Here is a 19,849-nt window from a genome sequence, read left to right as displayed (position 1 = left end):
GTACCGCCTGCGGCGCTCAGTGCGGCTGCGGCTCCGGCTCGCCCGGCGCGCCGTCGGTCTCGGTCTCGGTCGCGTCGGCGCGGTCCAGGCCATGGTCGCGGGCCAGGTACAGGTACACCGCCGGCAGCACGAACAGGGTGAACGCGGTGCCGATGGTCATGCCCGAGGCGATGGTCATCCCCATCGAGAAGCGCGCCGCGGCGCCGGGGCCGTCGGCGATCAGCAGCGGGACCATGGCGAACACCAGCGCGGCGGTGGTCATCAGCACCGGGCGCAGGCGGATGCCGGCGGCCTGCTCGATCGCCTCGCGCTTGGACAGGCCCTGCTGCTGCAGCTTGTTGGCGAACTCCACGATCAGGATGCCGTGCTTGGCGATCACGCCGATCAGGGTGACCAGGCCGACCTGGGTGTAGATGTTGATGCTCATGCCCGGGAACGCCTCGATCCCGGCGAACTGCAGCACCCCGGACAGCAGCGCCAGAGCGTTGAGCACCAGCAGCGCGCCGGAGATCGCCATCGGCACGGTGATCAGCATGATCAGCGCGTCGCGGAAGCTCTCGAACTGCGCGGCCAGAACCAGGAAGATCGCGATCAGGGCGAACGCCAGGGTCACCATCATCGCCGCGCCTTCCTGCTTGAACTGGCGCGACTCGCCGGCGTAGTCGACGCTGTAGCCCTGCGGCAGGACCTCGGCTGCGGCCTGCTCCAGCACCCGCAGCGCCTCGCCCTTGGACACGCCGGGGCGCGGGGCGAAGGTGATGCCCACGGCATTCAGCTGCTGGAAGCGCTTGAGCGTCTGCGGCTGCGCGGTCTCCTTCAGGGTGACCAGGGTCGACAGCGGCACCAGCTGCCCGTCGCGGGTGCGGGTGTAGTAGTTCTCCAGCTGCTGCGCGTTCAGGCGGTCGCTGCGCTGCACCTGCGGGATCACCCGGTAGGAGCGGTTCTCCATGGCGAAGCGGTTGACGTAGCCGCCCGACAGCATCGCCGCCATGTCCGCGGCCAGGGTGCGCATGTCGATGCCGAGCATGGCCGCCTTCTCGCGGTCGATCTGCACTTCGATGCGCGGCTTGTCGATCTTCAGGTCCTTGTCCAGGAAGATGAAGCGGCGGCTCTCCATCGCCTTCTGCAGGATCGCGTCGGACAGTTCGCTGAGCTGCTCCAGCGAGCCGATGCCCAGTACCAGGAACTCGCCGCCGCCGTCGCCGCCGGCGCTGGGCAGCGAGGGCGGGACCATGGCGAAGGTGTTCAGGCCGGTGATCGAGCCCAGCTTCGGCTGCAGGTCCTGCTGCAGGACCTGGTTGGTCGAGCGGTCGCGCTCGCTCCACGGCTTGAGCACGAAGCCGCCCATGGCGCTGTTGCTGGCGCCACCACCGCCGCCGAAGCCGCCGTTGAACAGGAAGAAGTCGCTGATCTCGGGGACGTCCCTGACCGCGGCCTCCAGCTCCTCGGTGTAGCGCTCCACGTAGTCCAGGGTGGTGTAGGCGTCGGCCATGCCGACGGCGAAGATGAAGCCCTCGTCCTCGATCGGTGCCGGTTCCTTCGGCGCGATCATGTACAGCAGCGCGCACGACACCAGCACCAGCACGCCGAACACCGCGATCACCCCGCGCGTGTCCAGCGCGCCGTGCAGGCGCCGCTCGTAGCCGGTGCGCAGCCATTCGAAGCGCGCGTCCAGCCACGCCTCCAGCCGGGTCTTGCCGTGCGCGCTGTGCGGCTTGAGCAGCCTGGCGCACATCATCGGCGACAGGGTCAGGGCGATGATGCCCGACAGCAGCACCGCGCCGGCCAGGGTGAAGGCGAACTCGGTGAACAGCACGCCGGTCAGCCCGCCCTGGAAGCCGATCGGCAGGTACACCGCCACCAGGGTGGTGGTCATCGCCACCACCGGCCAGGCCAGTTCGCGCGCGCCCTTGATCGCCGCGTCGTGCGGGCTCATGCCCTCCTCGATGTGGCGGTGGATGTTCTCCAGCACGATGATCGCATCGTCGACCACGATACCGATCGCCAGCACCATCGCCAGCAGGGTCAGCAGGTTGATGGTGAAGCCCATCAGCAGCATCAGGAACAGCGCGCCGATCAGCGACAGCGGTACCGTCACCGCCGGGATGATCACGCTGCGCAGCGAGCCCAGGAACAGGAAGATCACCACGATCACGATCACCACCGCCTCGATGATGGTCTTGACCACCTCGTTGATCGCGTCCTGGATCGATTCGGTGCTGTCGTAGGGGATGGTGGCGACGATGCCTTCCGGCAGCTGCGGCAGGATCTCCTGGTCCCACACCCGGCGGACCTCGGCGATCACGTCCAGCGAGTTGGCGTCCGGGGAGACGAAGATGCCCATGAAGGTGGCGGCATCGCCGTTGATCCGCACCGAGGTGCCGTAGTTCTCCGAGCCAAGCTCGACGTCGGCGATCTCGCCCAGGCGCACGATCGCGCCGTCCTGCTCGCGCACGATCAGCCGGCGGAACTCCTCGGCGCTGCGCAGGTCGGTACGCGCGGTCAGGTCCACCGACACCATCTGGCCCTTGGTCGAGCCCAGCGCGGAGAGCACGTTGTTGGCCTGCAGCGCGGCGTGCACGTCGCTGGCGGTCACGCCCAGCGCCGCCATCCGGTCGGGCTTCATCCACACGCGCATGGCGAAGGTGCCGGCACCCATGATGTCGGCGCGCTGCACCCCGGGGATGGTGGCGATCCGCGGCTCCACCGCGCGCATCAGGTAGTCGGTGATCTGGTTGTTGTCGAGCTGGTCGCTGGCGAAGGACACGTACATCGCCGCGATCTGCTGGCCCTGCTGCAGGTCGATCACCGGGTCCTCGGACTCGGCCGGCAGCTGGCTGCGCAGCTTGTTGACCTTGGCCGCGATCTGGGTGAGCGCCTCGTTGGCATCGTGGTCCAGGCGGATGTAGGCCTGGATGGAGCTGATGCCGGCCGCACTAGTCGAGGTGAGGTAGTCGATGCCCTCGGCACTGGCGACCTCGCGCTCGAGCGGGGTGGTGACGAAGCCCTGCATCAGGTCCGCGTCGGCGCCGTAGTAGGCGGTGCTGACCGTGACCACCGCGTTCTGCAGCTCCGGGTACTGGCGCACGTTCAGTTCGTTGAACGAGCGCAGCCCGAGCAGCAGGATGAACAGGCTGACGACCATCGCCAGCACCGGCTTGTTGATGAAGATGTCGGTGAATTTCATCCGGGTCCTCCGCCGCTCCGCTCGGGAGCCGGCCGGAAAGGGAAGGGCGGCGCCGTCGCCGGCGCCGCGGGGTGCGTCAGCGGTTCTCGGGCTTCGGCGCGTCCTGTGCGTCCGGCTGCACCTTGTTGTTGATGGTCACGCCGGCGTCGTTGCGCAGGCGCAGCAGGCCGCTGGTCACCACCACCTCGCCGGGCTCCAGGCCCTGGGTGATGCCGACCAGGTCGCCGCGCGCCGGGCCGGTGGTGACGAAGCGCTGCTTGACCACGTGGGTGGCCTGCGGCATGCCTTCGACGGGCTTGGCGTCGCCAGCCGGCTTTGGCGCGTCGACCACCACGTAGACCGAATTGCCGTACGGGTTGAAGCTGACCGCGGTCTGCGGCACCACCACCACGTCGCTGGCCTGGCCCAGTTCGAAGCCGACCCGGCCGAAGGTGCCAGGGCGCAGCACCGCGTCCGGGTTGGGCAGGGTCGCGCGGACCTTGAAGTTGCGGGTGCTGGCGTCGACCGACGGCTCGATCGCGGTGACCTTGGCCTCGAATTGGCGGCCGGGCAGGGCGTCCACGTCCAGCCGCACCGGCGTGCCGATCGCGACCTGGTTCATGCGTTGCTCGGGCAGGGTGAAGTCGATGTGGACCGGGTCCAGCGCCTGCAGGCCGACGATCGGGTCGCCGGGGTTGAGGTACTGGCCGACGTTGACCTTGCGGATGCCGAGCACGCCGGAGAACGGCGCACGGATGGTCTTCTGCGCGATCAGTGCGCGCTGCGCATCGGCCTGGGCCTGGGTGGTGGCCGCATCGGCGATGCGCTCGTCCACTTCGGAACGGGAGACCAGCTTCTGTTCGCCCAGCTCGCGCCAGCGGTCGCGCTGGGTGACGGCCAGCCGCGCCGCAGTGTCCAGCGCCTTCAGCTGCGCCTCCTCGTTGGCGGTGTTCAGCTGGATCAGCAGGTCGCCCTGGCGCACGGCCTGGCCGGACTCGAACGCGATCTGCCGGACCACGCCGCCGGCCTCGGTGGTGACGTCGGTGCCGTTGTCGGCCACCAGCGTGCCCACCGCCTCGGCGGTGCTGCTCCAGTGCTCGGCGCGCGCCTCGAAGGTGCTGACCTCCACCGGCGGCTGCGGCATGTTGTCGAAGAACTCGTTGGTCATGCGGCTCATGACCGCCTTGACCGCGAACACGCCGCCGAAGGCCACGGCGACGCCGATCAGCATCAGGGTCATGCGGCGCGCGAAGGCGGGCTTGCGCGCGGTACTGGGGGAGGGGCTGCGTGGGGCCATGGTGATTCCGTTCTGCTGCTGCGTCGGGCGATGGGCAGGCCGCTTCGGCGCGCGAGCGTCGGAGGCCTGGGCGGTCACTGCGTGTGCGGGGCGGCGCGCGTGGGGGGGGCGGGCGTTGCCGGCTGCGGTCGCGATGCGGCGGGGTACGGCGGATTTTGCCGGCGAAGCGCGCGTCGGGCAACGCTTGCGTCCGGACCGAATCCGTGGACAACGGCCGTGGCCGGTTCCGGGCTCGCGCCGGAAGGCCGTACCACCAGGTCGGTGCGGAGGCCCTGCGGGAATGAAGATCGGTTCCGGCAGCCGTGCGCATGGCCGAGGGTGGCGGAGGTGAGGGCGATGGCGCGGCTGTTGCCGATCCGGCCGCGGCGACCGGAATCGGGCCGATGTTTATCTGCCAGAATCGGCCCGACTTCACGCCACCTTCACTGCCCGCCGATGAGTGCACCCGCTTCGCCACGCCGCATCCTGTTCGCCAGCCTCATCGGTACGACGATCGAATTCTTCGATTTCTACATCTACGCCACCGCCGCGGTGCTGGTGTTCCCGCACCTGTTCTTCCCCTCGGCCGACCCGGCGGCGTCGACCCTGCAGTCGCTGGCGACCTTCGCCCTGGCGTTCTTCGCCCGGCCGCTGGGCTCGGCCCTGTTCGGCCACTACGGCGACCGGGTCGGGCGCAAGGCCACCCTGGTGGCGGCGCTGCTGACCATGGGCATCTCCACCGTGGTGATCGGCATGTTGCCGACCTACGCGCAGATCGGGGTGGCCGCGCCGGCGCTGCTGGCGCTGTGCCGCTTCGGCCAGGGTCTGGGCCTGGGCGGCGAGTGGGGCGGGGCGGTGCTGCTGGCCACCGAGAACGCGCCACCGGGCAAGCGCGCCTGGTACGGCATGTTCCCGCAGCTGGGCGCGCCGCTGGGATTCCTGTGCTCGACCGGCGTGTTCCTGCTGCTGGCGCACTTCCTCGACGAAGGCCAGTTCATGGCCTGGGGCTGGCGCATCCCGTTCCTCGCCAGCGCGGTGCTGGTGCTGGTCGGGCTGTGGGTGCGGCTGCGGATCACCGAGACCCCGGCGTTCCAGAAGACCCTGGACCGCGACGAGCGCGAGCGGCTGCCGATGGCCACCGTGCTGACCAAGCATGCGGGCACGCTGGCGGTCGGCATGCTGTCGCTGATGGCGACCTTCGTCCTGTTCTACCTCATGACGGTATTCGCGCTGAGCTGGGGCACGTCGGCGCTGGGCTACGGTCGCCAGGAATTCCTGCTGCTGCAGATGGTGGGCGTACTGTGCTTCGCCGCGACCATCCCGCTGTCGGCGATATACGCCGACCGCAGCGGCCGGCGCCGCGCGATGATCCTGGCCACGCTGGCGATCATCGGCTTCGGCATGCTGTTCGAGCCGCTGTTTGCCGCCGGCAGCGTCTGGAGCGTGCTGCTGTTCCTGTGCCTGGGCCTGGGCTTGATGGGCCTGACCTACGGGCCTTGCGGCACGATCCTGGCCGAGATGTTCCCCACGCCGGTGCGCTACACCGGCGCCTCGCTAGCGTTCAACCTGGCCGGCATCCTCGGCGCCTCGCCGGCGCCGTACATCGCCACCCGCCTGGCCGGCAGCCACGGCATCGGCGCGGTCGGCTGGTACCTGAGCGGGATGGCGGTGCTGACCCTGCTGGCCTTGCTGCTGGTCCGCCGCGATACCAACTGAGCCGCCGCACTCCGTTTTTTGTGTAGGAGCCGGGTTCAGCCGGCGACACGCCACCTCGGCACAGGCCACACCCTCGCATTCCCGACGCCCGTGTCGCCGGCTGAACCCGGCTCCTACAGGAGACGTCGGTCCGTCCCGCGCGGCCCGCCGTACCACTCAACTCAATGGAACAGCCGCCTCACCGTCCGCGCCAGCCAGCCGCCCTGCTCATGCTCGCGCGCGAAGCGGTCCAGGTGCCGGCGCACCTGCCTGGAATAGGCGCGGTCATCGTTGCGGATGTGGTTGAACAGCCAGCGCGAGAGCAGGCTTTCGAGCTCGTCGACCACGTCCTCGCCGGCCTGGTAGCGCAACCGGTACTCGCCCACGCGCCTGGTGAACACCTCGTGCGCGCGCCTGTGCGCGGCGCAGAACGGGTAGCCGGCCTCCTCCATCAGTTCCTCCTCGAAGGCGAAGTGGGACAGGGTGTAGTCGACCAGTTCGTCGATCACCTCGCCCACCACCCACGGCGAGGCGCCGGTCCGCGCCTGATGCAGCTGGTTGACCATCGAGACGATCCGGCGGTGCTGGTCGTCGATCACCTCGATGCCGGTGTCGAGGTCGTCTTGCCAGAGCAGGAGTGCCATGCGCGGTCAGGGGGATTGCGGGGGGTGTACGCAGGCTAGTGGCGGTCGCTGCGGATCGCCTTGATCGCGATCAATCTTCCTTCGCTTCGAGCTCTCACTGCAGGAGCCGGCTTCAGCCGGCGACACGGGCGTCGGAACCATGAAGGCGTCGCCCGTGCCGACGGCACCTGAAATGGGGTCAGGTTCATTTTCCCTGGAAAATGAACCTGACCCCATTTCAGGCGCTCACCACAGCGCGTCGCGCAGCTTGTACCAGGCCATCGCCAGCACCAGCAGCGGCGTGCGCAGGGCGCGGCCGCCGGGGAAGGGCGCGTGCGGGATCTTCGCGAACAGGTCCAGGCGCTCGGACTGGCCGCGGATGGCCTCGGCGATCAGCCGGCCGGCCAGGCCGGTGCTGGCCACGCCGTGCCCGGAGAAGCCCTGCGCGAAATACACGTTCGGCGCCAGCCGGCCCCAGTGCGGGGCGCGGTTGAGCGAGATGTCGACGTAGCCGCCCCACAGGTACTCGATGGGCATGTCGTCCAACTGCGGGAACACGTTGTGGATGCGCCGGCGCATCACTCCGCGCAGGTTCGGCGGCGGCCAGCTGGAGTAGCTGGCGCGCCCGCCGAACAGCAGGCGGTGGTCGCGACTGAGGCGGAAGTAGTCCAGCGCCCAGTTCACGTCGGCCACGGCCATGTCGTTGCGGATCAGAGCGCGCGCGCGTTCGACGCCCAGCGGTGCGGTGGCGGCGATGTAGGTGCCGACCGGCATCACCCGCGATTCCAGCTCCGGCGCCACGCCGCGCAGCCAGGCGTTGCCGGCGAGCACCGCGAAGTCGGCGGCGACCTCGCCCTGCGGGGTGCGCAGCCGCGGCCGGGCCCCTCGTACCAGTTCGACCACCGGCGAGCGCTCGAAGATGCGCACGCCGGCGGCCAGCGCCGCACGGGCCAGGCCGAAGGCGTATTCCAGCGGGTGCAAGTGGCCGCTGGCCGGGTCGTACACCGCGCCCAGGTAGCGGTCGCTCTCCAGTTCGTCGCGCAGGCGGCGGCGGTCCCACCACCGCAGAGGGTAGTCGTACTTCTGCGCCATCTCGACGATGCCGGCGCGCAGTGCGCGCTCCTGGCGCGGCTTGACCGGCACGTGGGCATGGCCGTCGCGCCAGTCGCATTCGATGCGGTGGCGGGCGATGCGCGCGCGCAGCAGGTCCATGCCTTCGCGCGAGAGGCCGAACAGCGTGCGTGCGGCGTCGTGGCCGAGCAGGTCCTCCAGCGTCGACTGCTCGCAGCCGTAGCCGACGATGGCTTGGCCGCCGTTGCGGCCGGAAGCGCCCCAGCCGATGCGCTCGGCTTCCAGCACCACCACCCGGTAGCCGGCCTCGGCCAGTTCCAGCGCCGCCGACAGCCCGGTGTAGCCGGCGCCGAGGATGCACACGTCCGCGTCGTCAATGCTGCCGCGCAGCGCCGGCTGTTCCTGCAGCGGCGCGGCGCTGTCGGCGTACCAGCTGGGTGGATAGGTGGACGCGGCGTTCATGGGTTCGTCGGAGACACCGGCGTGCCTGCTTTTTGTAGGAGCGGGCATGACCGCGACACGGGCGTCGGAACCATGGAGGAGTCGCCTGCACCGACATGACGTGTCGCGGTCATGCCCGTTCTTACAAGCGAGCGGCTGCGGTGGGCAGGCATGTCCCGCCGCTCACACCGTGCGCAGGTACCAGGCATAGTCCAGGTCCGGGACCAGGGCATGGAAATCGCGCATCTCCTTGAGCTTCTGCTGCCCGTAGATGTGCCGGAAGGATTCGCCGTACCAGCGCGCGGCGAACCCGCTGCCGAGGAAGTCGTCGATCGCGTCGCGCCAGTACGGCGTCTGCACCGGGTATTGCTCATAGGCATTCCCGGTCGTCGGCGGGCCCGGATCCAGCTGCTGCTCGATCCCGTCGAGCATGCCGGCCAGCACCGCCGCGGCGACCAGGTAGGGGTTGGCGTCGGCGCCGGCGATGCGGTGCTCGATCCGGGTGTCGGCCGCGCCGCCGTGCGGGATGCGCATGGCCACGGTGCGGTTGTTGTGGCCCCAGCTGTCGTTGAGCGGGACGAAGGCGTTGGCCACGAAGCGGCGGTAGCTGTTGGCGTGCGGCGCGAACAGCAGCAGGTTGTCGCGCGCGCTGGCCTGCAGGCCGCCGACCGCGTGGCGCAACGCGTCGGCCGGCGCATCGGTGCGATCGCCGGCGAACAGGTTGCGGCCGCCGCCGTCGAGCAGGCTCACGTGCAGGTGCAGGCCGCTGCCGGCCTGGCCGGCCAGCGGCTTGGCCATGAAGCTGGCCAGCGCGCCCTGCTGCTGCGCGATCGCCTTGATCGCGCGCTTGAGCAGCACCGCGTCGTCGCAGGCGGCCAGCGCGTCGGCGCGGTGCTTGAGGTTGATCTCGAACTGGCCCGGCGCGTACTCGGCCACCGCAGTGTCGGCCGGAATCCCCTGGGCGCGGCAGGCGCGGGCCACCGCGTCGATGAAGCCGGCGTTCTCGTCCAGGTCGTCGATCGAATAGACCTGGGTACTGGCGTTGCGCGCGCCGTCGCTGGCATTGAGGGTGGGCTGCGGCCGGCCATCGGCGCCGGGCAGGCGGTCGAACAGGTAGAACTCCAGTTCCACCGCCATCACCGGGACCAGGCCGAGCGCGCGGTAGCGCTCGAGCACGCGTTCCAGCACCCGGCGCGGGTGCGCCTCGAACCAGCCGCCGGCGCCGTCCTCCATCGCCAACAACAGCTGCAGCGCTGGCCGCGGCGACCACGGCACCGGGCGCAGGCTGCCGGGGACCGGCCGGCAGATCCGGTCCTCGTCGCCGATGGCGTAGCCCAGGCCGGTTTCCTCCACCGTGTTGCCGGTGATGTCGGCGGCGACCAGCGACATCGGCAGGCACACGCCACCGGCGTAGACCTTTTCCAGTGCGTCGGCGGGGACCCGCTTGCCGCGCAGCAGGCCGTTGCAGTCCGGCAGCAGCAGGTCCACGTGCGCGGCGTCGTGGCCGGGCAGCGCGCGCAGCGTGGCCAGGTCCTCCGGCGGCAGCGCGGACGGGGCGGATTCGCGGTTCATCGGAAGCCTCGCGGGTGGCCGGACGAGAGTAGCAGGCGGGCGCCTCGTCAAGAATACTCAACGGATTCCCGGCCGCCCGGGCCGAATCTGTGCACCAAAGCGGGGCATTGGCCTCGCCGGGCGTCCTCGTGTTGTAAAAATAAAACGGCCGGGGTAAGTTGCCCGGACGCCACCGGACCCTTCCGCGCATGGCCCTGCCGCCCTTGGTCGGCCTGCCTTCCGACCGCAAACAGATCGGCCCGCATCCGTTCCTCGCGGTCGGCGAGAAGTACGTGCGCGCGGTGGTCGACGGGGCCGGTGCCACCCCGGTGCTGCTGCCGGCACTGGAGCCGCCGGTGGCCGCGGACGAATGGCTGGGACGGCTGGACGGCCTGCTGTTGACCGGCGCGGTCAGCAACATCGAGCCGCACCACTACGGCGACGAGCCCAGCTGGGAAGGCAACCTGCACGATCCGGCGCGCGACGCCACCACCCTGGGCCTGATCCCCCGCGCGGTGGCGATGGGCCTGCCGATCCTGGCGATCTGTCGCGGCTTCCAGGAGGTCAACGTGGCCTTCGGCGGCAGCCTGTTCCAGAAGCTGCACGAGGCCACCGGCTTCGCCAACCATCGCGAGGACCCGGACGATCCGCTGGAGCTGCAATACGCCCCCGCGCACGAGATCCGCCTGGCCGATGGCGGGCGGCTGGCGGCGATCGCCGGCGCCACCCGGGTGCGGGTCAACTCGCTGCACGGGCAGGGCGTGGCCCGGCTCGGCGACGGCCTGGTGGTCGAGGCGATCGCGCCGGACGGGGCGATCGAGGCATTCCGCCGCGACGGCGGCGGCTTCCTGCTCGGGGTGCAGTGGCACCCGGAATGGCAGGTCACGCAGAACCCCTTCTACCTGGGCATCTTCCGCGCCTTCGGCGATGCCTGCCGCGCCTATGCCGTGCGCCGCACCGCCGCGCGCCCGGGCGTCCCGGAGCCGGCATGAGCGTCCGGCCCGCCCGCCGCAAGCCGGCCAGCACCGCGCAGCAGGAAAGCTCGCTGCGGCGCTGGCTCAAGGAGCGCCGCATCACCGAGGTCGAGTGCCTGGTCCCGGACATCACCGGCAATGCCCGCGGCAAGATCATCCCGGCCGACAAGTTCAGCCATGACTACGGTACGCGCCTGCCCGAGGGGATCTTCGCCACCACCGTCACCGGCGAGTACCCGGACGACTACTACGAACTGACCTCGCCGTCGGACTCGGACATGATCCTGCGCCCGGACCCGGACACCGTGCGCATGGTGCCGTGGGCCACCGACCCGACCGCGCAGGTCATCCACGACTGCCAGACCAAGGATGGCCAGCCGCACGAGCTGGCCCCGCGCAACGTGCTGCGCCGGGTGCTGGCCGCCTACGAGGAACTGGGCCTGCAGCCGGTGGTGGCGCCGGAGCTGGAATTCTTCCTGGTGCAGAAGAACACCGACCCGGACTTCCCGCTGCTGCCGCCGGCCGGCCGCAACGGCCGCCCGGAAACGGCACGGCAGTCGTACTCGATCGATGCGGTCAACGAGTTCGACCCGATCCTGGACCTGATGTACGACTACTGCGAGGCGATGGAGCTGGACGTGGACACGCTGATCCACGAGTCCGGCGCCGCCCAGCTGGAGGTCAACTTCACCCACGCCGACGCGCTCTCGCGCGCCGACCACGTGTTCCTGTTCAAGCGCACCATGCGCGAGGCGGCGCTGCGCCACGGCATCTACGCCACCTTCCTGGCCAAGCCGATGGAGAACGAACCGGGCAGTGCCATGCACATCCACCAAAGCCTGGTGGACGTCAGGCGCGGAACCAACGTGTTCGCGGGCAAGAAGGCCGGCGAGCACAGCACCGTGTTCAGGCATTACCTGGGCGGCCTGCAGAAGTACGTGCCGATGGCGATGGCGTTCTTCGCCCCGAACGTGAATTCCTACCGGCGCCTGGCCCTGGGCCAGGTGGCGCCGATCAACGTGCACTGGGGCTACGACAACCGCACCTGCGGCCTGCGCGTGCCGATGGACACGCCGGAGAACACCCGGGTGGAAAGCCGCTTCGCCGGCTCCGACGCCAATCCCTACCTGGCCATGGCCGGCACCCTGGCCTGCGGCCTGCTCGGCATCCGCGAGAAGCTCAAGCCGATGCCGGCGATGGACAGCAGCGCCCAGGACGCCGGCTTCGCCCTGCCGCGCTCGTTGAACCAGGCGCTGGACGGGCTGGAAGGCTGCGCCGAGCTGCAGGAGCTGCTCGGCCCGCGCTTCGTGCGCGCCTACGTCTCGGTCAAGCGCAAGGAATACGAGACCTTCTTCCGCGTTATCAGTTCGTGGGAGCGGGAGTTCCTGCTGTTGAACGTTTGAGTTGGCGCTGTTGTTCTTGCTCGTCATCCCCGCGCAGGCGGGGACCCAGTGACTTTCGCTCTCGAAGGTTTGGACGTCGTCGGTATTCCCGAGACGACGGCACTATCGGACTTGGACACGGATCCCAGGGAAAAGCCGCCCACGATGACGATGGACATCCGCGAACTGCAACGGCTCGACGCCGCCCACCACCTGCACCCGTTCAACGACAACGCGGCGCTGGCGAAGCGGGGCACCCGGGTGCTGACCTGCGGCGAGGGCTGCTACGTCTGGGACGCCGACGGCAACAAGCTGCTGGACGCCTTCGCCGGCCTGTGGTGCGTGAACATCGGCTACGGCCGTCCGGAGCTGGGCGCGGCCGCCTCGAAGCAGATGACCCAGCTGGCCTACTACAACAGCTTCTTCCAGTGCACCACCGAGCCGACCATCCGCCTGGCCGCCAAGCTGGCCGAGCTGGCGCCGGGCGACATCAACCACGCCTTCTTCGTCAACTCCGGCTCGGAGGCCAACGACACCATCCTGCGCCTGGTCCGCCACTTCTGGGCGGTGCAGGACCAGCCGCGCAAGAACATCTTCATCGGCCGCCACAACGGCTACCACGGCACCACCATGGCCGGTGCCAGCCTGGGCGGGATGAAGGCGATGCACGGGCAGGGCGGGCTGCCGATCCCGGACATCCACCATATCGAGCCGCCGTTCTGGTTCGCCGACGGCGGCGACCTGGACGAGGACGAGTACGGCCTGCTCGCCGCGCGCCGGCTGGAGGACAAGATCCTGGAACTTGGCCCGGAGCGGGTGGCCGCGTTCATCGGCGAACCGATCATGGGCGCGATCGGCGTCTACATCCCGCCGCGCAGCTACTGGCCGGAGATAGAACGGATCTGCCGCCGCTACGACGTACTGCTGGTGTCCGACGAGGTGATCTGCGGCTTCGGCCGCACCGGGCAGTGGTTCGGTGCGCAGTACTTCGGCTTCCAGCCGGACATCATGCCGGTGGCCAAGGGGATCACCTCGGGCTACATCCCGCTGGGCGCGGCGCTGTTCAACGACCGCGTCGCCGGCGTGCTCAAGGACGCCGGCGGCGAACTGGCGCATGGCGCGACCTATTCGGGCCACCCGGTGTGCGCGGCGGTGGCGCTGGAGAACCTGCGCATCCTGGAGCAGGAACGCATCGTCGAGCACGTCCGCGACCAGATCGCCCCCTACCTGGCGCAGCGCTGGGCTGAACTGGGCGAGCACCGCCTGGTCGGGCAGGCGCGGATCGCCGGGCTGATGGGCGCGCTGGAGCTGGTCCCCGACCGCGGCCGGCGCGCGTTCTTCGAGGAGCGCGGCAAGGTCGGCGCGCTGTGCCGGGACATCGCCCTGCGCCACGGCCTGATCCTGCGCGCGACCTGGGATTCGATGCTGCTGTCGCCGCCGCTGGTGATCACCCGCGCGCAGGTGGACGAGCTGTTCGACAAGGCCTGGAAGGCGCTGGACGAGACCGCCGCCGAACTGGGCAAATGACCATGGCGGCGGTACGCTGCCCCGACCCCCCGAAACCGTGACAAGGAGCACCCTCATGAAGCTGCGCCTGCTGACCACGAGCCTGCTGACGGCCGGCATCGCCGCCACGCTGCTAGCCGCCTGCGGCGGCAAGGACGGCGGATCCGCCGCCGGCGCGGAGAAGGTGCTCAACGTCTACAACTACTCGGACTACATCGCCGAGGAAACCATCCCCGACTTCGAGCAGCAGACCGGAATCCGCGTCACCTACGACGTCTACGACAGCGACGAGGTGCTGGAGACCAAGCTGCTGGCCGGTTCCAGCGGCTACGACATCGTGGTGCCGACCCTGAACTTCTTTGGCCGCCAGATCCAGGCCGGCGTGTTCAAGCCGCTGGACAAGAGCAAGATCCCGAACCTGGCCAACCTGGACCCGGCGATGATGGAACGCATCGCCTCGCAGGACCCGGGCAACCAGTACGGCGTGCCGTACATGACCGGCACCACCGGCATCGGCTTCAACGTCGACAAGATCGAAGCGGTGTTCGGCAGCACCGACGTGACCGACAGCTGGAGCCTGGTGTTCGATCCGGCCAAGCTCAGCAAGCTCAAGGACTGCGGCGTGACCCTGCTCGACACTCCGTCGGACATGATCCCGATCGCGCTGCACTACCTGGGCGAAGACCCGCACAGCAGCGATCCGGCGACGATCCAGAAGGCGGCCGAGCTGATCAAGGGCATCCGCCCCTACGTGCAGAACTTCCACTCCAGCCAGTACGTCAGTTCGCTGGCCAACGGCACCACCTGCCTGGTGGTGGGCTGGTCGGGCGACATCATCCAGGCGCGCGACCGCGCCGAGGAGGCCGGCAACGGCGTCAACGTCGGCTTCTCGATCCCGCAGGAAGGGGCGCCGCAGTGGTTCGACATGCTGGCGATCCCGGCCGACGCCCGGCACCCGGACAACGCCTACGCGTTCATCAACTACCTGCTGGAACCGCAGGTGGCGGCCAACAACACCAACTACATCCAGTACGCCAACCCGGTGCTCACCGCCACGCCGCTGGTGGACGAGGCGATCCGCGACGACCCGACGATCTATCCGCCGGACGACGTGAAGGCCAAGCTGTTCACCTACGCGATCAATTCGCCGGAGACCGACAAGCTGTACACGCGGCTGTGGACGGAGATCAAGACCGGCCGCTGACGCCGGCGGCGTGAACCCGGCCGGCCGCGACCGCGGCCGATCGGGGGGCGGGAGCGGCGGTGGACACGGTCGCGTCGCGGTGGAGTGCAAGGCAGGTGTGGGGGAGGGTCGAAGGGAGGGGAACCCGGGGACGCCCGCCGCATGGTGGCGTCGTGGACAACCGACAGGCCCTGCGGGGCGATGGGGATACGACGATGGGCATGAGCAAAGTGGATTGGCGGCTGACGGGACTGGCCGCGGGCATCGCGATACTGGCGCTTGCCGGGTGCGGCAGGCAGGAACCGGCCGCGGGGAATGCGGCGGCGAACGCGGCGGGCGTGCTGAACGTCTATAACTGGTCCGACTACATCGCCGAGGACACCGTGCCGGACTTCGAGCGCGAGTACGGCACCCGGGTCAACTACGGCGTGTTCGACAGCAACGAGGTGCTGGAGGCCAAGCTGCTGGCCGGCGGGTCGGGCTTCGACGTGGTGGTGCCCTCGCTGAACTTCCTCGGCCGGCAGATCCAGGCCGGCGTGTTCCAGCCGATCGACAAGTCCAGGCTCAAGAACTACGGCAACCTCGATCCGGCACTGCTGGAGAGCATCGCGGTGCAGGACCCGGGCAACCAGTACTCGGTCCCGTACCTGTGGGGCACCACCGGCATCGGCTACAACGTCGACAAGCTGACCGCGGCCTTCGGCGGCACCGAGATCGCCGACAGCTGGGACCTGGTGTTCAAGCCGGAGAACATCGCCAGGATGAAGGACTGCGGGGTGATTTTCCTCGACACCCCGTCCGAGGTGGTGCCGGTCGTCCTCAACTACCTGGGCGAGGACCCCAACAGCACCGACCCGGCGGTGATCGACAAGGCCACTGCGCTGCTCAAGCGGGTGCGCCCGTACGTGCAGACCTTCCACTCCAGCCAGTACATCGACGCGCTGGCCAACGGCAGCGCCTGCCTGGTGTTCGGCTGGTCCGGCGACGTGCTGCAGGCGCGCGACCGCGCCGCGGAGTCCGGCAACGGCGTCAACGTGGCCTACTCGATCCCGAAGGAGGGCACGTCGCTGTTCTTCGACATGCTCGCCATCCCGGCGGATGCGAAGAACCTCGACAACGCCTACGCGTTCATCGACTACCTGCTGCGCCCGGAGGTGGCGGCGGCCAACACCAACTACGTCAGCTTCCCCAACCCGGTGGCGCCGTCGCTGCCGCTGGTGGACGAGGCGATCCGCGACGATCCGACCATCTACCCGCCGGACGAGACCGCGGCCAAGCTGTTCACCCTGGCGGTGCTGCCGCCGGAGGTCGACCGCCAGTACACCCGGCTGTGGACCGAACTGAAGACCGGCCGCTAGGCTGATCGCAGCGGCGCGGGCCGGTCCACCGGTCCGCCCGCCTTCCCACCTCCTGGAGCGGCCATGGTGGCGAACAACGAACGCGGCAACGGATTCCCGGCCGAAGCCGGCAGCGAGCGCTACCTGCGGATCGAGGGCGTGCGCAAGGAGTTCGACGGCTTCGTCGCCGTCGACGACGTCAGCCTGGACATCCGCAAGGGCGAAATCTTCGCCCTGCTGGGCGGCTCGGGCAGCGGCAAGTCGACCCTGCTGCGCTGCCTGGGGGGCTTCGAGAAGCCGACCAAGGGCAAGATCGTGCTCGACGGCGAGGTCATGAACGAGCTGCCGCCGTACGAGCGGCCGATCAACATGATGTTCCAGTCCTACGCGCTGTTCCCGCACATGACCGTGGAGCAGAACATCGCCTTCGGCCTCAAGCAGGACGGGCTGGGCAAGGACGCGATCAGGAAGCGCGTGGCCGAGATGCTGGAGCTGGTGCAGCTGGGCAAGCTGGCCAAGCGCAAGCCGCACCAGCTCTCCGGCGGCCAGCAGCAGCGCGTGGCGCTGGCACGCTCGCTGGCCAAGGGGCCCAAGCTGCTCCTGCTCGACGAGCCGATGGGCGCGCTGGACAAGAAGCTGCGCTCGCGCATGCAGCTGGAGCTGGTCAACATCATCGAGGGCTCCGGGGTGACCTGCGTGATGGTCACCCACGACCAGGAGGAGGCGATGACCATGGCCACCCGGATCGCGCTGATGGACCAGGGCTGGATCCAGCAGGTCGGCACCCCGGACGAGATCTACGAGCAGCCGGCCAACCGCTTCGCCGCCGAGTTCATCGGCTCGGTCAACCTGGTCGACGCCACCATCGACCAGGACGAACCGGACTACGTGACCCTGCGCACCCCGGCGTTCGACGGGACCATCCACATCGGCCACGGCATCACCGGCTTCGAGGGCCAGCAGGTGTCGTTCGCGCTGCGCCCGGAGAAGCTGGGCATCGGCAAGGACGAGCCGGGCCAGCCCTACAACAAGGCGCGCGGCACCATCGAGGACATCGCCTACTTCGGAAGCCATTCGGTCTACCACGTGCGCCTGCCCAGCGGGGTCAGGCTGATGGCCAACTTCACCAACCAGCAGCGCTGGGCCAGCGAGGGCATGACCTGGGGCGACCAGGTGTGGCTGTGGTGGGGCGACAACGACGGCGTGGTGCTGACCTCATGAACGCGCGCGCGCTGAAGCGGTTCGTGCCGGGCGGCCGCTGGGCGGTGATCGCGGTGCCGTTCCTGTGGCTATTAGTATTCTTCGCGATCCCGTTCCTGATCGTGCTGAAGATCTCGTTCTCGCGGCTGGCCATCGCGATGCCGCCGTACACGCCGGTGCTGGAGTACGTGGACAAGGCGCTGACCCTGCGCCTGAACCTGGGCAACTACGTGGCCCTGTTTACCGACGCCCAGTACGTGCTGGCCTACCTGAGCTCGATCAAGATCGCGGCGGTGTCGACCCTGCTGTGCCTGGCCATCGGCTACCCGATGGCCTACTTCATCGCGCGGATGAAACCGTCGACCCGCAACATCGCGCTGATGGCGGTGGTGCTGCCGTCGTGGATCTCGTTCCTGCTGCGGGTCTACGCCTGGGTCGGCATCCTCGACGCCAACGGCATCCTCAACCGCACGCTGCTGTCGCTGGGCGTGATCGACACGCCGCTGCGCATCCTCTACACCCCGCTGGCCGCCTACATCGGCATCGTCTACTGCTACCTGCCGTTCATGGTGCTGCCGCTGTACGCCAACCTGGTCAAGCTGGACCTGCGCCTGCTGGAGGCGGCCTACGACCTGGGCGCCAAGCCCTGGCAGGCGTTCCTGCGCATCACCGTGCCGCTGTCGCGCTCGGGGATCATCGCCGGCTGCATGCTGGTGATGATCCCGGCGGTGGGCGAGTTCGTGATCCCGGAGATGCTGGGCGGGCCGGACACGCTGATGATCGGCCGGGTGCTGTGGGGCGAGTTCTTCAACAACCGCGACTGGCCGGCGGCCTCGGCGGTGGCGATCGTGATGCTGTTGCTGCTGCTGGTGCCGATCCTGATCTTCAACCGCTTCCAGCAGAAGGAAATGGAGGGCCGGCTGACATGAACCCGACCTTCGGACAACGCCTGCTGCGCTGGTCGGTGCTGGCGCTGGGCTTCGCCTTCCTGTACCTGCCGATCGTGCTGCTGATCGTGTACTCGTTCAATTCCTCGCGCCTGGCCACGGTCTGGGCCGGGTTCTCGGTCAAGTGGTACGGCGAACTGCTGCGCGACCGCCAGATCCTGGAGGCGGCCTGGGTCAGCCTGCGCATCGCCTTCTGGACCGCGACCGCGGCTACGGTCATCGGTACCCTCGGTGCGATGGTGATGACCCGCTTCCGCCGCTTCCCCGGCAAGACCGTGTTCGGCGCGCTGATCACCGCGCCGCTGGTGATGCCGGAGGTGATCATCGGCCTGTCGATCCTGCTGATGCTGGTCTCGGTCGGTGCGTCGATGGGCATCCCGTCCAAGGGCATGGTCGCGATCTGGATCGCGCACGTGACCCTGACCGTGTCCTTCGTCACCGTGGTGGTGTCCTCGCGCCTGCAGGACCTGGACAAGTCGCTGGAGGAGGCGGCGATGGACCTGGGCGCCAACCGGCTCAAGGTGTTTTTCCTGATCACCCTGCCGATAATTGCTCCTGCCCTGGTCAGCGGCTGGCTGCTGGCCTTCACCCTGTCGCTGGACGACGTGGTGATCGCCAGCTTCGTCGCCGGGCCGGACTCGACCACGCTGCCGATCAAGATCTTCTCCTCGGTGCGGCTGGGGGTGAGTCCGAAGATCAATGCCCTGGCGACGCTGATGATCATGTTCGTGTCGATCGCCGCGGTGATCGGCTGGTGGCTGATGTTCCGCGAGGACAGGCGCCGCCAGCGCGACATGCAGCTGGCGCTGCAGGAGAACGGGTGAGGCGGCGCGAATACGGCGATGGACCGACTCAGTTCTTGCTCGTCGTTCCCGCATAGGCGGGAACCCGGCACTGCCAGCTCCCTTGGTGACCACATGCGTACGCGATTTGTTGCCGCGCTCCTTTTTTTACTGCAGGCAGCCTGTGCGCAGGAGGCGCCTGCGCCTGAGCAGGTTCCCGCCACATATGAGAGGGACTCCTCCAGATCCGAGCAGCTCGAAGAGGTTGTTCGATGCGTAGTTTTCGGAGCCGATACAGTGGTTCTAGCCCAAGATCGAGTTACGGACAGCGAAGTGTTGTCAGACTTGGGAGGCACGGTTTATGTGACTGATATCGATGTGCTCCGCCAATACAAGGGGAATCCTGTCTCCTCCTTTAAGCTGCTTGTCAGGCGAGACGACCCTCATGAACCCGGACACAGGACAAGGGACGGAAAAGCAAGAATTCTATTCTTGAGAGACGGAAAGTCTGGTCCGACGTTTGTTAGCAATCGAATTCCATTCTTGGATTACGACGATGGCATTCACATGGGTGAGAGGGTGCTTACGGAGGAGCAGTTCACTGATATGACAAGTAGAGCTGACGGTAGGGCGTGTGAACTTCTAGGTATAGACATCTGGAGTGACAGACTATGATGTCGAAGGTAGAGCTGGGCTCAGTAGCAAGTCACCTGGT

Annotated in this window: 14 protein-coding genes; 9 read left to right on the top strand and 5 right to left on the bottom strand. The window is 68.5% G+C overall.

The window, feature by feature from the left end; genetic code table 11:
• Window positions 1–16: 16 nt before the first annotated feature.
• Both WQ53_RS02420 and WQ53_RS02415 read right to left on the bottom strand, forming a co-directional pair.
• The gene (locus tag WQ53_RS02420; RefSeq protein ID WP_052630067.1) at window positions 17–3,187 is read right to left on the bottom strand and encodes an efflux RND transporter permease subunit; all 3,171 of its coding nucleotides are present in this window, start codon (window positions 3,185–3,187) and stop codon (window positions 17–19) included.
• 76 nt (window positions 3,188–3,263) lie between these two features.
• The gene (locus WQ53_RS02415) at window positions 3,264–4,463 is read right to left on the bottom strand and encodes an efflux RND transporter periplasmic adaptor subunit (RefSeq protein ID WP_082112808.1); all 1,200 of its coding nucleotides are present in this window, start codon (window positions 4,461–4,463) and stop codon (window positions 3,264–3,266) included.
• 435 nt (window positions 4,464–4,898) lie between these two features.
• On the opposite strand from WQ53_RS02415, the gene WQ53_RS02410 reads away from it, so the two are divergent.
• On the top strand, window positions 4,899–6,158 hold the full coding sequence (locus WQ53_RS02410; protein ID WP_082112807.1) for an MFS transporter: 1,260 nt from the start codon (window positions 4,899–4,901) through the stop codon (window positions 6,156–6,158).
• A 161-nt stretch (window positions 6,159–6,319) separates the two neighbouring features.
• Here the strand turns inward: WQ53_RS02410 and WQ53_RS02405 are convergent, their stop codons facing one another.
• The 3 genes from WQ53_RS02405 to WQ53_RS02395 form a co-directional block, all read right to left on the bottom strand.
• Window positions 6,320–6,781 carry a bacteriohemerythrin gene (locus WQ53_RS02405; RefSeq protein WP_052630063.1) on the bottom strand — a complete coding sequence of 154 codons (462 nt, stop codon included), beginning with the start codon at window positions 6,779–6,781 and terminating at the stop codon, window positions 6,320–6,322.
• A gap of 225 nt (window positions 6,782–7,006) precedes the next feature.
• On the bottom strand, window positions 7,007–8,293 hold the full coding sequence (locus WQ53_RS02400) for an NAD(P)/FAD-dependent oxidoreductase (RefSeq protein ID WP_082112806.1): 1,287 nt from the start codon (window positions 8,291–8,293) through the stop codon (window positions 7,007–7,009).
• Between the two features lie 162 nt (window positions 8,294–8,455).
• Window positions 8,456–9,844, bottom strand: a complete 1,389-nt coding sequence (locus WQ53_RS02395; protein WP_052630059.1) for a glutamine synthetase family protein — start codon at window positions 9,842–9,844, stop codon at window positions 8,456–8,458.
• 188 nt (window positions 9,845–10,032) lie between these two features.
• On the opposite strand from WQ53_RS02395, the gene WQ53_RS02390 reads away from it, so the two are divergent.
• The 8 genes from WQ53_RS02390 to WQ53_RS02355 all read left to right on the top strand — a co-directional run bounded on the left by WQ53_RS02390 (window position 10,033) and on the right by WQ53_RS02355 (window position 19,176).
• Window positions 10,033–10,815: a gamma-glutamyl-gamma-aminobutyrate hydrolase family protein gene (locus WQ53_RS02390; protein ID WP_052630057.1), complete on the top strand. Its 783-nt coding sequence runs from the start codon at window positions 10,033–10,035 to the stop codon at window positions 10,813–10,815.
• Entirely contained in the window at window positions 10,812–12,200 is a 1,389-nt protein-coding gene (locus WQ53_RS02385; RefSeq protein ID WP_052630054.1) for a glutamine synthetase family protein, read from the top strand. Before WQ53_RS02390 ends, WQ53_RS02385 begins: the two co-directional genes overlap by 4 nt.
• Window positions 12,201–12,344: 144 nt before the next feature.
• Complete coding sequence (locus WQ53_RS02380) at window positions 12,345–13,706, top strand: aspartate aminotransferase family protein (RefSeq protein ID WP_428992258.1); 1,362 nt, start codon at window positions 12,345–12,347, stop codon at window positions 13,704–13,706.
• A gap of 55 nt (window positions 13,707–13,761) precedes the next feature.
• Window positions 13,762–14,889, top strand: a complete 1,128-nt coding sequence (locus WQ53_RS02375) for a polyamine ABC transporter substrate-binding protein (protein ID WP_052630050.1) — start codon at window positions 13,762–13,764, stop codon at window positions 14,887–14,889.
• Between the two features lie 200 nt (window positions 14,890–15,089).
• On the top strand, window positions 15,090–16,226 hold the full coding sequence (locus WQ53_RS02370; protein ID WP_052630048.1) for a polyamine ABC transporter substrate-binding protein: 1,137 nt from the start codon (window positions 15,090–15,092) through the stop codon (window positions 16,224–16,226).
• 63 nt (window positions 16,227–16,289) lie between these two features.
• On the top strand, window positions 16,290–17,426 hold the full coding sequence (locus WQ53_RS02365; RefSeq protein ID WP_052630046.1) for an ABC transporter ATP-binding protein: 1,137 nt from the start codon (window positions 16,290–16,292) through the stop codon (window positions 17,424–17,426).
• On the top strand, window positions 17,423–18,334 hold the full coding sequence (locus tag WQ53_RS02360) for an ABC transporter permease subunit (protein WP_052630044.1): 912 nt from the start codon (window positions 17,423–17,425) through the stop codon (window positions 18,332–18,334). Before WQ53_RS02365 ends, WQ53_RS02360 begins: the two co-directional genes overlap by 4 nt.
• The gene (locus tag WQ53_RS02355) at window positions 18,331–19,176 is read left to right on the top strand and encodes an ABC transporter permease subunit (protein ID WP_052630042.1); all 846 of its coding nucleotides are present in this window, start codon (window positions 18,331–18,333) and stop codon (window positions 19,174–19,176) included. The genes WQ53_RS02360 and WQ53_RS02355 overlap by 4 nt, the downstream gene beginning before the upstream one ends.
• Window positions 19,177–19,849 lie beyond the last annotated feature (673 nt).

The organism is Pseudoxanthomonas suwonensis (genome assembly GCF_000972865.1).
GTDB classification, from domain to species: Bacteria; Pseudomonadota; Gammaproteobacteria; order Xanthomonadales; family Xanthomonadaceae; genus Pseudoxanthomonas; species Pseudoxanthomonas suwonensis_B.
This window is presented reverse-complemented; position numbering and strand designations above follow the sequence as displayed.

Excerpts from the sequence above, each read along its gene's own strand:
- WQ53_RS02420 (WP_052630067.1), bottom strand. The coding sequence starts at position 3,187 with ATGAAATTCACCGACATCTTCATCAACAAGCCGGTGCTGGCGATGGTC.
- WQ53_RS02355 (WP_052630042.1), top strand. The coding sequence starts at position 18,331 with ATGAACCCGACCTTCGGACAACGCCTGCTGCGCTGGTCGGTGCTGGCG.
- WQ53_RS02395 (WP_052630059.1), bottom strand. The coding sequence starts at position 9,844 with ATGAACCGCGAATCCGCCCCGTCCGCGCTGCCGCCGGAGGACCTGGCC.
- WQ53_RS02385 (WP_052630054.1), top strand. The coding sequence starts at position 10,812 with ATGAGCGTCCGGCCCGCCCGCCGCAAGCCGGCCAGCACCGCGCAGCAG.
- WQ53_RS02405 (WP_052630063.1), bottom strand. The coding sequence starts at position 6,781 with ATGGCACTCCTGCTCTGGCAAGACGACCTCGACACCGGCATCGAGGTG.
- WQ53_RS02380 (WP_428992258.1), top strand. The coding sequence starts at position 12,345 with ATGACGATGGACATCCGCGAACTGCAACGGCTCGACGCCGCCCACCAC.
- WQ53_RS02360 (WP_052630044.1), top strand. The coding sequence starts at position 17,423 with ATGAACGCGCGCGCGCTGAAGCGGTTCGTGCCGGGCGGCCGCTGGGCG.
- WQ53_RS02370 (WP_052630048.1), top strand. The coding sequence starts at position 15,090 with ATGAGCAAAGTGGATTGGCGGCTGACGGGACTGGCCGCGGGCATCGCG.
- WQ53_RS02415 (WP_082112808.1), bottom strand. The coding sequence starts at position 4,463 with ATGGCCCCACGCAGCCCCTCCCCCAGTACCGCGCGCAAGCCCGCCTTC.
- WQ53_RS02390 (WP_052630057.1), top strand. The coding sequence starts at position 10,033 with ATGGCCCTGCCGCCCTTGGTCGGCCTGCCTTCCGACCGCAAACAGATC.
- WQ53_RS02375 (WP_052630050.1), top strand. The coding sequence starts at position 13,762 with ATGAAGCTGCGCCTGCTGACCACGAGCCTGCTGACGGCCGGCATCGCC.
- WQ53_RS02365 (WP_052630046.1), top strand. The coding sequence starts at position 16,290 with ATGGTGGCGAACAACGAACGCGGCAACGGATTCCCGGCCGAAGCCGGC.
- WQ53_RS02400 (WP_082112806.1), bottom strand. The coding sequence starts at position 8,293 with ATGAACGCCGCGTCCACCTATCCACCCAGCTGGTACGCCGACAGCGCC.
- WQ53_RS02410 (WP_082112807.1), top strand. The coding sequence starts at position 4,899 with ATGAGTGCACCCGCTTCGCCACGCCGCATCCTGTTCGCCAGCCTCATC.